The 14,361-nt window shown below is 56.5% G+C and carries 15 protein-coding genes and 2 tRNA genes; 5 read left to right on the forward strand and 12 right to left on the reverse strand.

The window, feature by feature from the left end; all coding sequences use genetic code 11:
* The first annotated feature begins 215 nt into the window (after nucleotides 1–215).
* Entirely contained in the window at nucleotides 216–728 is a 513-nt protein-coding gene (locus tag ACZF99_RS19960; protein WP_483606708.1) for a glutathione peroxidase, read from the forward strand.
* Between the two features lie 96 nt (nucleotides 729–824).
* Here ACZF99_RS19960 and pstA read toward each other — a convergent pair whose 3' ends face one another.
* The 4 genes from pstA to ACZF99_RS19980 all read right to left on the reverse strand — a co-directional run bounded on the left by pstA (nucleotide 825) and on the right by ACZF99_RS19980 (nucleotide 5,029).
* Nucleotides 825–1,706, reverse strand: coding sequence for a phosphate ABC transporter permease PstA (gene pstA, locus ACZF99_RS19965; RefSeq protein WP_483606709.1), 882 nt, complete (start codon nucleotides 1,704–1,706; stop codon nucleotides 825–827).
* A 3-nt stretch (nucleotides 1,707–1,709) separates the two neighbouring features.
* Nucleotides 1,710–2,588 carry a phosphate ABC transporter permease subunit PstC gene (gene pstC, locus ACZF99_RS19970; RefSeq protein ID WP_483612854.1) on the reverse strand — a complete coding sequence of 293 codons (879 nt, stop codon included), beginning with the start codon at nucleotides 2,586–2,588 and terminating at the stop codon, nucleotides 1,710–1,712.
* A 132-nt stretch (nucleotides 2,589–2,720) separates the two neighbouring features.
* Nucleotides 2,721–3,581 (reverse strand): phosphate ABC transporter substrate-binding protein, encoded by an 861-nt coding sequence (locus ACZF99_RS19975; protein ID WP_483606710.1) that lies wholly within the window; start codon nucleotides 3,579–3,581, stop codon nucleotides 2,721–2,723.
* Nucleotides 3,582–3,607: 26 nt separating this feature from the next.
* Entirely contained in the window at nucleotides 3,608–5,029 is a 1,422-nt protein-coding gene (locus ACZF99_RS19980) for a stalk domain-containing protein (RefSeq protein ID WP_483606711.1), read from the reverse strand.
* A 167-nt stretch (nucleotides 5,030–5,196) separates the two neighbouring features.
* Here ACZF99_RS19980 and ACZF99_RS19985 point away from each other — a divergent pair, with 167 nt between their 5' ends.
* Both ACZF99_RS19985 and ACZF99_RS19990 read left to right on the forward strand, forming a co-directional pair.
* Nucleotides 5,197–5,577 carry a PilZ domain-containing protein gene (locus tag ACZF99_RS19985; RefSeq protein WP_483606712.1) on the forward strand — a complete coding sequence of 127 codons (381 nt, stop codon included), beginning with the start codon at nucleotides 5,197–5,199 and terminating at the stop codon, nucleotides 5,575–5,577.
* An 89-nt stretch (nucleotides 5,578–5,666) separates the two neighbouring features.
* Nucleotides 5,667–5,740, forward strand: a tRNA-Gly gene (locus tag ACZF99_RS19990).
* 398 nt (nucleotides 5,741–6,138) lie between these two features.
* On the opposite strand, the gene ACZF99_RS19995 is transcribed toward ACZF99_RS19990, so the two are convergent.
* The 3 genes from ACZF99_RS19995 to ACZF99_RS20005 all read right to left on the reverse strand — a co-directional run bounded on the left by ACZF99_RS19995 (nucleotide 6,139) and on the right by ACZF99_RS20005 (nucleotide 7,000).
* Nucleotides 6,139–6,212, reverse strand: a tRNA-Arg gene (locus ACZF99_RS19995).
* Between the two features lie 88 nt (nucleotides 6,213–6,300).
* Nucleotides 6,301–6,651 carry a hypothetical protein gene (locus tag ACZF99_RS20000; RefSeq protein WP_483606713.1) on the reverse strand — a complete coding sequence of 117 codons (351 nt, stop codon included), beginning with the start codon at nucleotides 6,649–6,651 and terminating at the stop codon, nucleotides 6,301–6,303.
* Nucleotides 6,652–6,685: 34 nt separating this feature from the next.
* The gene (locus ACZF99_RS20005) at nucleotides 6,686–7,000 is read right to left on the reverse strand and encodes a hypothetical protein (RefSeq protein ID WP_483606714.1); all 315 of its coding nucleotides are present in this window, start codon (nucleotides 6,998–7,000) and stop codon (nucleotides 6,686–6,688) included.
* A 170-nt stretch (nucleotides 7,001–7,170) separates the two neighbouring features.
* On the opposite strand from ACZF99_RS20005, the gene asnB reads away from it, so the two are divergent.
* Complete coding sequence (asnB, locus tag ACZF99_RS20010) at nucleotides 7,171–9,015, forward strand: asparagine synthase (glutamine-hydrolyzing) (protein ID WP_483606715.1); 1,845 nt, start codon at nucleotides 7,171–7,173, stop codon at nucleotides 9,013–9,015.
* 93 nt (nucleotides 9,016–9,108) lie between these two features.
* Here the strand turns inward: asnB and ACZF99_RS20015 are convergent, their stop codons facing one another.
* The 3 genes from ACZF99_RS20015 to ACZF99_RS20025 form a co-directional block, all read right to left on the reverse strand.
* Nucleotides 9,109–9,741 carry an XTP/dITP diphosphatase gene (locus tag ACZF99_RS20015; RefSeq protein ID WP_483606716.1) on the reverse strand — a complete coding sequence of 211 codons (633 nt, stop codon included), beginning with the start codon at nucleotides 9,739–9,741 and terminating at the stop codon, nucleotides 9,109–9,111.
* 2 nt (nucleotides 9,742–9,743) lie between these two features.
* On the reverse strand, nucleotides 9,744–10,505 hold the full coding sequence (rph, locus tag ACZF99_RS20020; protein WP_483606717.1) for a ribonuclease PH: 762 nt from the start codon (nucleotides 10,503–10,505) through the stop codon (nucleotides 9,744–9,746).
* Between the two features lie 140 nt (nucleotides 10,506–10,645).
* Nucleotides 10,646–11,704 carry a GerMN domain-containing protein gene (locus ACZF99_RS20025; protein WP_483606718.1) on the reverse strand — a complete coding sequence of 353 codons (1,059 nt, stop codon included), beginning with the start codon at nucleotides 11,702–11,704 and terminating at the stop codon, nucleotides 10,646–10,648.
* A 152-nt stretch (nucleotides 11,705–11,856) separates the two neighbouring features.
* Between ACZF99_RS20025 and ACZF99_RS20030 the strand changes: the two genes are divergently transcribed.
* A complete protein-coding gene (locus tag ACZF99_RS20030; RefSeq protein WP_483606719.1) occupies nucleotides 11,857–12,423 on the forward strand; it encodes a phosphatidylglycerophosphatase A family protein in 567 nt (188 codons plus the stop codon).
* Between the two features lie 80 nt (nucleotides 12,424–12,503).
* Here ACZF99_RS20030 and ACZF99_RS20035 read toward each other — a convergent pair whose 3' ends face one another.
* Together ACZF99_RS20035 and ACZF99_RS20040 are read right to left on the reverse strand one after the other, a co-directional pair.
* Entirely contained in the window at nucleotides 12,504–13,505 is a 1,002-nt protein-coding gene (locus tag ACZF99_RS20035; protein ID WP_483606720.1) for an MBL fold metallo-hydrolase, read from the reverse strand.
* Nucleotides 13,502–14,236, reverse strand: coding sequence for a class I SAM-dependent methyltransferase (locus ACZF99_RS20040; protein ID WP_483606721.1), 735 nt, complete (start codon nucleotides 14,234–14,236; stop codon nucleotides 13,502–13,504). The genes ACZF99_RS20035 and ACZF99_RS20040 overlap by 4 nt, the downstream gene beginning before the upstream one ends.
* Nucleotides 14,237–14,361: the final 125 nt, after the last annotated feature.

Here is a 14,361-nt window from a genome sequence, read left to right on the forward strand (position 1 = left end):
TTGGTCAATTGAGGTGTTAAGTTAACTGACACAAAACAGAAAAATGTTTATTTGATAAGTTACTTTACAGCATTTTTATAGGATAGACAATAGAAAATTTCTTAGTGTCAGGTCTATGACAGCTATTTGCGTACGATCTTTTAAATTTGAGATACTGGGAGGATTTGGAGTACAATGGAGCTAAATGCTATCCAAATTTCGCGAGAGGTGATCTTATGAATTCTGAGCCAACGAGTATCTATGATTCCGAAGTCCGTACCATTACGGGCGAATCGACGACGCTCGCCCCCTACCGCGGCCAAGTGCTGCTGATCGTCAACACCGCCAGCGCCTGCGGTTTGACTCCGCATTACGCAGGGCTGCAGCGCCTTTACAGTCAATATAAGGACCAAGGCTTCTCCGTCCTTGGTTTCCCTTGTAACCAGTTCGCCGAGCAGGAGCCCGGGACTGAAGCGGAGATCAAGGCATTTTGCGAAACGAATTATCAGGTCACCTTCCCGCTCTTCGCCAAAATCGACGTATATGGGGAGCAAGCACACCCGTTATACCGATATCTGCTTAAGCATACGCCAGATCCTTACGACACCGGCGATATCGAATGGAACTTCGTGAAGTTCCTCGTTAACCGGGAGGGCGCGATCGTCAAGCGGTACGGTGCCCGCACCGAGCCGTCGGAAATCGAGCCGGACCTTCAGGCGCTGCTGGCCGGTTCGGCGGCAAGCCGCTAAACTTTGAGCCCTTAAACGCAATGCGCGATAACGGCAAAAAAGCCGCGGGAGCCATAAGCTCTCGTGGCTTTTGGGGTTTGCCGGCCTGCGTCCACGTTATCTTTTCAGCTTGCGGTTGTTGAACCATAGCGGCACGCGGAATACCAGATTGATCAACAGCACGACGAACACAAGCACGGCGGCCGACTTATCGGCGATTTCCCGAGCATCCTCCACAATCGCCTCCGATTGGACATACCAAAGATGGACAGCCAAGGTCTCCCCCGGTGAAAACAGGTTGAAGTCCCACATTTCCCCTGAAGTGCTAAGCCCCGCCGTCAAAATAATCACGGCCGATTCCCCGAAGGCGCGGCCCGCCACTAGACAGATGCCGGTGACGATCGCCTGCATCGCCACGGGGATCACGACGGTGCGGATCGCCTGAAAATGCGTAGTGCCCAGCGCATAGGCTCCGTTTCTAAGCTCGTTTGGCACGGCACGGACCGCCTCTTCCGTCACCCGGGCCAGCATGGGCAGGTTAAGGAATGCCAAGCTAACCGCTCCGCCAAGGATCGTGAGACCGATCCCGAAATATTCGGCGAAGATCGCCAAGCCCAACATGCCGAAGACGATCGAAGGCACGGAGGACAGTGATTCCACGCAGATGCGCAGCACCTCCGTAAACCGATTGTTCGGCGCGTATTCCGCCATATATATGCCGGCGCCAACGCCGATCGGAATTGAGATCAGCAGCGAAAGGAACAGAACATAGAAGGAATTGAACAGCATCGGACCGATGCCTCCGCCGGCATCGATTTCCTCCGGCAGCTTAATCAGGAAGCCCCAGGAAATCTGCGGCAGCCCTTTGCTCAGGATCGTGAACAGCAGCCAAGCGATCAACAGCAGGATCGCCGCTCCCAATCCGTAAAAGACGCCGGTGGCCGCGCGGTCCCACAGCAAAGAGCGGGTATATTTCCGGGATCGTTGAAACCCGTTCATGGTTTACACCTCTCTCTTTCGGCCGACGAAGCGGATGAGCAAAATCAGGGCAAAGGAAATGAGCAGCAGCAGAAACGCCATCATATGCAGGCTGTAGTTCCACGTCGATTCGAACTCCACATTGGAGATTTGCATCACGATATTGCTCGTCAGCACCGAAGCTGGAGCAAACAGCGACTTTGCCAACTGCGGCGTATTGCCGATGACCATGACCACGGCCATCGTCTCGCCGATGGCGCGGGTCATGCCCAAAATGACGGCGGCGACGATCCCGCGACCGGCCGCCGGCAGCACCGCTTTGAAAATCGTCTGCAGTCGGGTCGAGCCCAGCGCGTAAGAGGCGTCACGGTACTTTTTGGGTACGGCAGTGATGGCATCGTCGCTTATTCGGCTGATCGTCGGCAGAATCATGACCGTCAGCACCAGCGCGGCGGCCAGCAGCCCGTCGCCCAGGCCCTCGCCGCTTAGTTCGCGAAGCAGCGGAAGCAGCACCGTCAACCCGAGATAGCCATAAACGATCGACGGGATACCGACCAGCAGGTCCAGCAGCGGGCGTACGATTTTTTTAAGCCAATGGGGCGCAATTTCCGCGATCAGAATCGCCATGCCCACCGAAACCGGGACGGCAATAATCATGGTTAAAGCGGTTAAGGACAACGTATTGACGATAAACAAGGCGGCGCCAAACCGGCCCTCCTCCGGCGTCCAATCGAAGGAGAAGAAAAATTCGGCGAACGAAACGTCCCGGAAGGTCAGAATGGCCGTCCTGCCGATGAAGAAAACGACCAACGCCAGTACGAAGCATAACGCCAAAATGCTGAACAGAAAGTAGTTTTTGAATAGCCGGTCCATCCGTCGCGCCCGGTTGTTTCCGGCCGTCAGTCCGCGCGGAGGCTCGGGGGCCGTGCCGGCGTGCGAAGCGGTGTGTTGAGCAGGTAAATTCACCCTGGTTCCTCCCATGCATAAGACCAGCCCCGTTGTATGGGGCTGGCCGGGTTCATGCAAGCTTCTGCTTTATTTCATTGCCGAAATCGGAATGAATTTCAATTTTTTCAGTGAGCCTTCCTGGAACTTCTTGCTTTGAACATATTCGATAAACGCTTTTGTCGCTCCGGTCGGTTGACCTTTGGTCATGTAGTAGCCGTACGACCAAATTTTATATTTGCCGTTGATGACATTTTCTACCGTGGCTTCAACCCCGTTGTGTTTCACGGCTTTGATGTCCTTCCCGCTGATGTACGTCAAATCGATGTAGCCGATTGAATTCGGTGTCGTGGCTACGGCCGTTTTCATGTCGCCGCTGGAGCCCACTTCCTTGTAGTTCTTTTCCTTTTTCACGATATCTCCGCCGCCGAGCGCCTTCGCCTGGTAGTTGACGCGCGTGCCCGAACCGAACGAACGAGTGATGACCACGATGTCTTCGTCGTCGCCGCCAACCTCTTTCCAATTGGTGATTTTTCCGGCGTAAATGCCTTTCAGTTGCTCCGTCGTCAGATTGTCGACGCTTACGCTCTTGTTGACGATCGTCGCGAACGGAATGACCGCAACTTTGTTGGCAACTTGCCCGTCGAACGCTTTAAAGCCGGGAACGTCCGTGCTGGCGTCCCAGTCGCAGGCGCCGATTTCCGCAATTCCTTTCTTTACGGCTTGAGGTCCGGTGACGGAGCCTTTGCCCGAGGCGGCGATTTTCACTTTCGGATGCAGCTTTTGAAACTCCTTGGCCGCTTGCAAAGTCAGCGGCAGCAACGCCGTCGAGCCGTTCACCGTTATTTTGCCCTTGAGCTCGTCCTTCGCCCAAGCGGACCCCGAAATCGTCGTCGACAGCAGCACTGCCGAGGCTACCGTGACCAATGATAATTTTTTCAACCAGTTCATTCAAATAAAACTCCTTCCGGATTCGATTATTTTGTCAGTTCCGTCGATTTGCCGCCTTGCACCAAGATTACCTTGCCGTCTGCGATGAGCGCGATCATTCCGTTCTTCGCCAAAGCCCATTCGGAAACGGACGCTTTCGTGCCGTACAACTCCGTTTTTGCGCCGGTTGGGGCGACTTCGAACAAATGGCTTCCGTTGGCATCCTCAGCAAGAATGACCAGCTTACCGTTAATGACATCGCTCGAGATGACGTCAACGTCGGCGACCAGATTACTGATCTTCGTACCGTCCGCCGAGATGAGTTTCAGCACGCTGCCTTCCGCAGCCCCATCCGGATCGGCACTGATATATGCCGCGCTGCCATTCGGCAGAAGGGACAGATACAGCTTGTTGTCCAGTTCTTTCGTCAGTTGCACCGGTTTGGCGTCCTTCTTGCCAAGCTCCAGCGAATAGACTTGCGTCCCTGCTTTAGAGTAATCGATCGTCAGCGACTCTTCCGTGCCTTCTTTGTCCGTTTCGGCTTTACCCGTCACGTTGACGAAGTAAACCAGCTGCTTCTCGTCCGGAGATACTTGTACCTCGGCTTTGTTCTCCACTTTATCGGCCAGCACTTCCGTTACTTGCGCCGTATCCAGGCTTATGTATGCGATTTTCTCCTGCTTGTCGCCTTGGATGAAATAGATTTTCTTGCCGTCTGCCGACCAGGTCAAATCCGTCTTCACCGATGTGTCGGCACCAAGCTGCTTGACCGTACCGTTCCCCGTATCGATCAGGAACAAAGCGCCGGTTTCATCCGTAAAAGCCGCAGTGGTATGGTCTGGCGACAAGGCTGCCCCAACGACATTTCCGTTATCGGAAAAGAGCTCGGATTGGCCACCGTTCCCCAATTTTAATAGCTGCACGGTTGCCGCATCGTCTTGACTGACGATGACATTGCCGGCTGCGTCGAACCACGGTGCGGAAAATTGGCCGCTCAAACGCGCAGTGCTGCGAAGCTCGCTTGTACCCGGAAGCACCTCGCCTCCCAATGCTTGAACAAGCGCAGCCGGTTCGACGTATACCGAACCTTGTACGGACAGCGGAGCCACTGTAAACTGGGCGTTAACTCCGTCGACCCGGTACCCTTTGGAGCCGGCTTTCAGCGTGACCGCGTGTTGCCCCAGGCTGTCGGTCACCGTTAATTCGGCGCCGGATTGCTTGATGGTTGCCCCCAACCCGCCGGCCAAATCGCGAAGCGAATACAAGACCGCTTGATTGACCGTCACGGTTTTCAGCGATACTTTGGCGCCGTCGATCACAACGCTTTGGTTCACCACTTTCAGTTGGCCTGCGGCGACTTGGGCCGCGACCGGCTTGAAGCCGGCTTCGGCTGCCGCGCTAGACGCCATCGCTGACGTCGCCACGACCGCGGAGGCCAGAATCATCCCCATAACCTTACTCATCTTCATTCATTTCACCCTTTATATTGGCATATGTAACTACGATTTGATTGTCGTATACAATTGTTAAATCAATTCTCGTAGATTGTAAGGTGATGTAAAAACGAAAAAAAAATTCTCCCCTTTATCGGTAAAAAGACCGTGTTCATTTCGACGATTTTCGCTATAATCGAGTTATGATGACGACTAGAAGAACCGAACCTTTTCGCTACTCCCTAAATCCGCCGATAGAGGCATCGCTCGAAATCCTATCCATCGACGGGCTAGCGTTACCCTGCAAACCTGCGCAGATCGATCTGATCGATATCAGCAAATCGGGCTGCCGGGTCCGTACCGAATTAAATCTGCACGCGTCCTCCCACGCCATACGCATCCTGCTTCACGTGCGCTTAAGCGAGGAGATCCGCACCTTTCCCGGAGAAATCCGCTGGCAGAAGGAGCTTGAACCCCCAAACCAACATTATGGACTACACTTGGAACTGAACGATGAAGAGAAGGAGGAACTGAATATCGAGTTGCGGGGGATGGCGGCAGCTCGGAGGATTTTCGTCAAGTAAAAAGTAAAAGCAAGCGCCCCGGCCGGTAATATATGGCGGGGCTTGATTCTCGTCTCGGTTGGGGTTATAATATTTCTTGCTTAGCTTTTGCGGGTGTAGTTCAATGGTAGAATGCCAGCTTCCCAAGCTTGAGGCGAGGGTTCGATTCCCTTCACCCGCTCCATAACCTTTTTTAACCTCTAAACCCTTTGGTCACAAAGGGTTTTTTTGATTTATTCGGAAGTTGAACTGCCGAGGATCCCGGCACCGCCACGGGCCATGGCGTTCGATTCCTGAGGCGGTTTTGCGGCATCCTGGGGGTGAGAACGCCCAAAATAGATGTTGATCTGCGGCGTCCGCTGTCGGGGTTCTCATCCCAACCTGGGACGCAACAAAAAAAGCACCCAAACGGGTGCTAACAAAGGCTCTTTCTGTCCCCGTCGGGGTACTCTCGCACCGCTCGAGACTCCGCTCCTCCACCCCGCTTCCGCGGGCGTTTTCGCTGCGACGAACCCCTATGGGGGTTCTCATCCCAACCTGGGACGCAACAAAAAAAGCACCCAAACGGGTGCTCTTTCGTCACGTCCCAGGAGGGATTCGAACCCCCGACCGACGGCTTAGAAGGCCGTTGCTCTATCCAGCTGAGCTACTGGGACACCTAGACATAAAAAAGGATGCGTTAATAATTATAGCGCATCCCTTTTGTTTTTTCAAAGCGATTTTCGGCAAAACATTGGCGTTTTCTTAAGTCGTCAACTGCTCCAACCGGGCGGCAATCTGCTCGTTGGCGAGCAAATTTTGCAAAAACTCCTTGCGTTGGATTCCCGGATCCGGCCACCCCCGGTCTCCAAACTGGTCTTCCGCTACTTCGGCAAACGCCTGATGCAGATTATTGTCGTACCAATCGATCTCCAAATCGGCATCGCTGCGGATCATCCGGATAATTTCATATCCGTTGCCGTCCACGGTACGAGCCACGTAGACAAAAAGATCGGGATCGCCCACCGCGCCCGGATACACCTGAATCACCGCGCAGGGCCGGTCCTGATATTCGTCCATCCGCCGATATTCGGCGTCCTTGATATAATACGTCACAAGCGATGCTCCTTTCGATGGGATCTAAAGGCAGCTACAGCAACGCCGCAAAACCGGAGCGCTCCATTTGCCTCCGGGTCTCCGCCGTGCCCAGCCGGTATATTTCTCGATACAACGCGTTCAAGTGGCTCTCGTAGCTGCGGTTTACCTCGCTCTCCGGCGAATCCGGCCAGGGGTACGTAAAAGCGAGAAAGCCGCTTTCCTCCTTCTCGCCCAACTGCTCGAGCATATGGCTTAGGGTATCCGCCTCCTGCCGGGTGGCTTCAACCTCCCATTCATACGCCGCGGCACTGGGATCTTCAAGCAGCGATCGCCCTTGAACAGAGATGTAAAATGACCTCTTTTCCAAGTCCCTCCCTCCTTTCTGTCGCTTGCTTTAACCTCGCGCTTTGCCGCCTACAAGCCATAGTTTTCCATAATGGACAGACATTTTATGCCCTCGTTCGGCATAATTTGTTAATACTTTTCACCCGGTCGGCAAGCGGGACTGTAAAGCAATGCGGAGAGGAGATAGCAAAAATGTGCGGAATAACCGGCTTTATCGAATGGAACCGGGACTTGACCAAAGAATCGGATCTGGTGTTATCCATGACGTCCTGTCTGGAAAAACGGGGACCCGATGCCCAGGGGACATGGATTTCCGGACCGTGTGCTTTCGGACATCGGCGCCTTAGCGTCATAGACCCCGAGAACGGGGCGCAACCGATGATTATTCATGAAGAAGATGCGGTGTTTACGATCGTATATAATGGGGAACTTTATAACGCTCCGGAGCTGAAGGCCGAGCTGCAGAGGAGAGGCCGTACGTTTCGCACCAATTGCGACACGGAGGTGCTGCTGCAATCGTATATCGAGTGGGGGCCGGATTGCGTATACCGGCTGAACGGGATATATGCCTTCGCGATTTGGGACAGCGTCCGGGAGCACGTCTTTTTTGCCCGGGACCGCCTCGGGGTGAAACCGTTGTTCTACAGCGAAATGGACGGCACGCTGATCTTCGGCTCCGAGCCAAAGGCGATTTTGCGCCATCCGAAGGTGGAGCCGGTCGTCGGGCCCGAAGGCCTTGCCGAAATTTTCGTCATTGGTCCGGCGCGAACACCCGGCCATGGCGTTTACAAGGATCTAAAGGAGTTGCGTCCGGGTCACGTGATGATCTTCAACCGCAGCGGGCTGCGTAAATACGCCTACTGGAAGCTGGAAGCCGAACCCCATACGGACAATGTGGAGGAGACGGCCTCGACGATCCGCAAGCTGCTGCAGGACACGATGGATCGCCAGCTCATCTCCGACGTGCCGGTGTGCACTTTGCTGTCCGGCGGTCTGGACTCCAGCGCGCTGACGGCGCTCGCCGTCGATTACTACAAGCGGACCGGCCGTGGACAATTGCATACGTATTCGATCGACTACGTCGATAACGACAAGCATTTCCAGGCCCACAGCTATCAGCCCGGGGCGGACGGCCCGTGGATACAGCGTATGGTCGAGGAAATGCGGACGGCCCATCACGCCATTCAATTCGACACCCCCGAGCTGGTCTCGGCGCTGCCCGATTCGACGATTGCCCGCGACCTGCCGGGTATGGCCGACGTTGACGCTTCGCTGCTGCTGTTTTGCCGGGAGATCAAAAAAGGGGCGACGGTCGCCATCTCCGGCGAAGCCGCGGACGAAGTCTTTGGCGGATACCCGTGGTTCCATCGCGAAGAACTGCTCAATTCGGGGACGTTCCCGTGGTCGGTGGCGACCGGGCTGCGCGCCGATTTGCTGTCTCCGGAAATCCGCGAATGGATCAAGCCGGAACAGTACCTCGCCGATCGTTACAGCGAAGCGGTAGGGGAGACGCCGAAGCTGGAAGGGGAGGTGGGGGAGAGGGCCCGGATGCGGGTCATGTCTTACCTGAACATCACGCGGTTCATGCCGACGCTGCTCGATCGCAAGGACCGCATGAGTATGGCCGCTGGACTGGAAGTCCGCGTACCTTATTGCGACCACCGTCTGGTGCAGTACGTCTGGAACATCCCGTGGGAGATCAAAACGACCGGGAACCGGGAAAAAGGAATTTTGCGCAAAGCGCTCGAAGGCATTCTGCCCGAAGACGTGTTGTACCGCAAAAAGAGCCCCTATCCCAAAACGCATAACCCGAACTACCTTACTGCGGTGCGCGATCAAATGCTGAACATCCTCGACGACGCGACCTCGCCGATCCTGCCGCTGATCGATGCGAACAAAATCCGCGCCATCGCCGCATCCAAGGAATCGTCCACCAACCTGCCGTGGTTCGGTCAACTGATGAGCGGCCCGCAGCTGTTCGCTTATTTGTCGCAGGTAAACTTCTGGCTGAGCGCATACAACGTCAAAATTCGATAATTCAAAGCGTAAAAAGCAAGCCGGGCCCCTCCGCTCCTGGCTTGCTTTTGTCATGAACGCGAATTGCTTACAACGAGCTGGAAATCCTGCTGTTCAGTTTACCTGCGTCCCGCCCAGCTTCTCCGCGAGCGCCCGCAGCGCCGCACCGCGATGGCTGATGGCCTGCTTCTCCTCCAGCGTCAGCTCGGCGAATGTCTTCTCGTAGGCCGGCAGGTAAAACAGCGGGTCGTACCCAAACCCGCCGCCGCCCGCCGGCTCGGAGGTGATCCAGCCTTCGACCTCGCCGGAGGCTTCGATGAACCGCCCTCCGGCCGGGTCATACAGGGCCAAGTGGCAGACGAACCGCGCCGTGCTCAGCAGCGGCTGTTCCGTATCCTCCCCGAGCCGCCGCTTCTCCAACTCGGCGAGCAGCTTCTCGTTGTTGTCCTCGTCGCTGGCGTTTTCCCCGGCGTAACGCGCCGAATAAACGCCCGGAGCGCCGTCCAGTTGGTCGACGCAAAGTCCCGAATCGTCGGCCAGCACGGGGCGGCCCAGCGCATCGCCGACCGTTTTGGCTTTTTTGCGGGCGTTCTCCGCGAACGTCGTCCCATCCTCCACTACTTCCGGAACGTCCGGGTAGTCCGCCAAGCTCCGAACCTCTTTGCCAAGCGGTGCCAATGCATAGGCGAACTCCCGCACCTTCCCGGCATTGCGGGTCGCAACAATAATCACCGGTCCTTCGATCATGACTACACCGCCGATCCGGACTGCCTGCTGCCGATCTGGAGCGCAATCGGTCCCAGCGCCTCGCGCTGCTGCTCGATCATCTCTCGAATCCCTTTCTCGGCGATGGCTAGCAAACCGTCCAACTCCGAGCGGGAGAACGGGCTTTCCTCGCCGGTGCCTTGCACCTCAACGAATTGGCCCCGGCCGGTCATAACGACGTTCATGTCCACCTTCGCTTTGGAATCCTCCTCATAATTAAGGTCCAGGAGCGTATCTTCCCCGACGATCCCTACGCTGACGGAAGCAAGAAAATCGGTGATCGGAAACTTCGGCAGCGCATGTTTCTGAGCGATCCTATGCATCGCCAGCGCCATCGCCACGAAAGCTCCCGTAATCGACGTGGTCCGTGTTCCGCCGTCCGCCTGCAGCACGTCGCAGTCGATCGTAACCGAGCGTTCGCCCAGGGCCTGAAGATCGACGACCGAACGCAGCGCGCGTCCGATCAGCCGCTGGATTTCCATCGTCCGGCCGCTCAGCTTGCCGCGGGCCGATTCCCGCTGGTTGCGCGTTTGGGTCGCGCGGGGCAGCATCGCATATTCGGCCGTAACCCACCCCTTGCCTTGGCCTTTCATGAACATCGGGACCTTCTCTTCAACGGTTGCGGTACACATCACCTTCGTGTCGCCAACCTCGATATAAACGGAACCCTCCGCATATTTATTGATATTGACGGTTAAATTCATCGGCCGGCGCTCGTCCGCCTGGCGTCCGTTGCTTCTCATCATCATTGCCTCCTACGGTTTCTTGCTGTCTGTATGCTTTCCCTATTCTACCAAAGTGTGGTCATAAAAGCATCTTTCCATTCGGCGAAACAAAAGGAACCCCGCCCATCGCAGGATTCCTTTTGTTAAAGGTCGGCATACCGTTACAGCGGGATTTCGTTGATCGTCTCCGGCCGCATCACCGGTTCGCTGTAGGTCTGATTGTCCAGACCAACGACTTCCTTTTGCCCGTTCAGCCAAATGCGCACCTTGCTGTCGTCTTTGTTTTCCGTGACCGTCAGCACTAGCGACTGCAGCATTTGCGCCGGCAGCTTCTCGCCGGCTTCGAACATATCGTCCGTCAGCGCGACGGTAACGACGCCGTCTTTCGAGATTTCGACGCTGTCGAGCTTGGTGTTGTCGGTCACAACCCGCTCCAGTCCGTCGCCTTGCTGCGGCCCCTTGAGCAGCTCGCCCAGCGCCGATTTGACCGCATCGCCGCCGGCTGGCACGAACCTTGTCACCGGCACGAAATACTGGACACCGTCCGGCGTTGCCGCGGAGAAATACACGATCACCGGGCTCAGTTGAGACAGGCCGGATTCCGCTTTTAGTTCGAGGTTGATGCCGAAGCTGCGACTGAGCGGACGGTCCAGCGGCGTACCGTTCACCGGCATCTCGTTCAGCTTTTCCCCATCAACCCACAGCTGAACCTTCTCCACATCCGGCGTTCCGGTCAGCGTCCAGGTCAACGCTTCGAGAATTTTGCGCTCATCCGCGGCCTCATAACCGGCAAACGCTTGATTGAACTCGACCACGGCCAGCTTCTCGTCTTTTTTGACGGTAACCGCCTTGACCTCGCTGCCCGCCGGAAGTATGCCCCTAAAGCCGGCCGGGAGCAGACCGGCATACTTGCCGTCCTTCACCAGCATCTCCAGCATCCGATTCAGCTTCAGCGCAGCCTCGCCCTCCGGCAGGTGAAGGGCGACCGGGGCCAGCTTACCATGCTCATTCACCAGATAAACCGTAGAAAGGGCCTCCTCTTGCGCAAAGCTTGTCTGTTCTACGGTATCAAGACCCTCCAGCATCCGGGTTTCCATGTCGGCGGGCGGAGGATCGATTTGGGCGGAGTTTCCCCCAAACATGCCGCAGCCCGACAGCAGCAGCGGGAGCGAGATTGCCCCGGCGGCGGCCGTATTTCGTATTCGGCGGTTCCGTTTCATTTTTGTTCGTTCCTCCCTGAGTTTTTCATTTGGCTAAGGTTTGTATTACTATATATACGAGCCTTGTCCCGAAAAATAACTATATTTTTCCGGGAACTGGACAAACTGCTTCATATCCTGTCGATCCGACTAAATCACAAGGAGTAGAGTGTATGGGGATGGAACAACCGAAAGCTAAAGCGCCTTACAGCCTGAACAGTAAAAAGGTCGCCGACGCCACCAAGATGTGGCTGCACAAACGCGGCGTCACCACCGAGCAAATCGCCGAACTCGTTCTGTTTTTGCAGCAAAAATATTACCCGAACCTGACGATGGAAGAGTGCATACATAACGTGGAGCAGGTGCTGACCAAGCGCGAGGTGCAAAATGCGGTGCTGACCGGCATCCAACTCGATATTTTGGCAGAGCAGGGAATGCTGATCCCCGAGCTGCAGGACATGATCGCCAACGACGAGGGATTGTACGGCGTTGACGAAATTCTGGCCTTCTCGATCGTCAACGTTTATGGAAGCATCGGCTTTACCAACTACGGCTACGTCGACAAACTAAAGCCGGGCATTCTCGAGCAACTCAACGACAAGTCCCTGGGACCGTGCAATACGTTCCTGGACGATATCGTCGGCGCGGTCGCGGCTTCGGCCAGCAGCCGAATCGCTCACCGCAAGCAGGCGGAGCGGGAAAAAGAAAAGGGCGAAGAAACGCTTGACGCCGAGCGTTAACCCAATCGGCGCACCCAACAAAAAGGAGAGCGGTATCGACTGCCGCTCTCCTTTTTGTACCGCTTGCCAAACCGAACCGATCAATCCGGCGCAAATCGTACGATTTCGACTTCGCTATCTCCGTGCACCCGCTGCTCTATAGCCCGTCCTTGCCGGACCAGTTCCACCAGATGGGCCAGCGTCTCCGACATGGCAAAGCGCATTTGATGAATGCCAAGTTCCGTGCCGAACAGTGCCGCACAGACATCGAATCCGGTCTGCGGCCGTTCCCGCAGCAAGCCTTCGATGCGCGCCAGCCGCTCCTCATGGTGCTGCTGCAGTTGACGCACGCGTTCTCCGAAATAATCGAACGGATGGCGGTGTCCCGGATAAGCGGTCGCCACCTCGTAGCCGCTAAGCTTCGCGAGCGAATCCAGGAACGATCGCAGCGGCTGCGGATCGCTGCCGGGCAGGAAGCTGACGTTGGGGGAGATTTGCGGCAGTACCGCATCCCCGCAAAACATCAGCTTGTGCTCGGCATCATAAAACGACAGATGACCCGGGGCATGTCCGCCGGTTTCGACCGGCAACCAGGCTCGTCCGCCCATGCGGACCGATTCCCCCTCGCGGAGGAACGTCACTTCGGGAGCCGGGGTGACCTGGGCGACAAAGCCGTGCAAGTGCCCTGGCAGTTGGGCGCACCAGGATTCCGGCATCCCGTGCCGACGGAATAATTCGGGCAGCGCCGCCTGCATTCGGCTGTCCGCACCCCACATCAGCCGCGTCTCCTCAAAAGCACGCGGAGACATCAGCACCGCCGCCCCGGTGATTTCCTGCAAATATCCCGCCAGGCCGTAATGGTCGGGATGGTGATGGGTCAGGACGATCTGGGTAACATCGCGGGGCGTGATCCCGAGCTCGTGCCACGCGACCCGCCACTCCGCCTCCGTCTCGTCCGTCCGCGGCCCCGGGTCGATGATCGTAATTCCCTCTTCACTCCGCAGCACGTAACTGTTCACCCGGCGTAGGGGAGGGGCCATGGAAATCGGGACACGGGCAACGATATCCCGCTCCCAAAGCTGAATTTCCGGCAGCAGCGTCATGGGCGCACCCCCACCAGGATCATGCGCCGGGACGTATCCGGGTCGTAAGCCTCTTCGTCGTAATCGCCATGAACGTGCTGCAGTTCCAGTCCGGCCTCCGTCAGCATGCGCCGAAAATCATCCAACGCGTACAGCTTGATTCGCTCCAGGTAATGCCTCGGCTCCCCTCCGGGAGCGGTAATGGCGATGTCTTTGATCACATAACCGTCTTCGATCCGGCGCCGTTCCACGATCCGCTGCCCTTCATCCTCCCGTTCCGAATGCGGAACAAGATGAGCCGCCGTGTAGGCGGGATTCAGAAAATCGAGGAGAAAGCGGCCGCCCGGCTTCAGCACGCGCGCCGCTTCCCGCAGCACCTTGATCTGATCCCCGTCTGTCTTGAAATACCCGAACGAGGTGAACAGGTTCACCACCGCATCAAACTCTCCGCACTCGAGCGGCAAGCGGCGCATATCGGCCTGGTGCCAGGCGACCCTGTCCTCGATGTCTAGGCGCTTCGCCTCGCGGAGCAGCACCTCCGACAGGTCCACGCCGGTAACCAAGAATCCCGCGTCGGCCAACGCCAGCGAATGCCGCCCCATGCCGCAGCATAAATCCAGCACCTTCGCTCCGGGAGCTAGGTTCAGCCAGCCGATCATCCGCTCCACTTCATGTTTCGCGCCCTGTACGTCACGGTGTTTATATACCAGCAAATAATCTTCTCCGAAACTTAGCTCATACCATTCCGCCATCTTCTCCTGCCTCCTAAACCTATCCGCACAAAAAACTCCCGAATCTCTTTCCGACACCCCCATTGTACCGCTTGTTCTTTGGAAACTCCAAGCAATAATAAGCGAACTTTCTGAACATGAAAACC

This window comes from Paenibacillus sp. JL3B1040, from assembly GCF_057063165.1.